This is a genomic window from Pseudomonas persica (genome assembly GCF_900291015.1).
In the GTDB taxonomy this organism is placed as follows: Bacteria; Pseudomonadota; Gammaproteobacteria; order Pseudomonadales; family Pseudomonadaceae; genus Aquipseudomonas.
In genome coordinates this window covers 1-241 of the sequence record NZ_OLKL01000340.1, presented here as the reverse complement: position 1 = coordinate 241, position 241 = coordinate 1, and the positions used below count along the sequence as shown (strand labels likewise).

Here is a 241-nt window from a genome sequence, read left to right as displayed (position 1 = left end):
TCTAAGACGGCAATCACTTTGCCATCTTTTAGGATTGGGACGACTATCTCGCTGCGGGATTCGCTGCTGCAGGCTATATGGCCGGGGAACTGCTCTACATCGGGTACGATGATTGTCTCCATGCGCTGCCATGCTGTGCCACATACTCCACGGCCGAATGCGATGCGGGTGCAGGCAACCGGTCCCTGGAAGGGTCCTAGAACCAGTTGTTCCACGCCGTCATTATCCTGACGCACAATAT

1 protein-coding gene is annotated in these 241 nt (G+C 55.2%); it reads right to left on the bottom strand.

Annotated elements, in window-relative coordinates; translation table 11 throughout:
* The coding region (locus tag FQ664_RS26800; RefSeq protein ID WP_368668005.1) for a GAF domain-containing protein at positions 1–239 on the bottom strand (239 nt) is incomplete at its 3' end.
* Positions 240–241 lie beyond the last annotated feature (2 nt).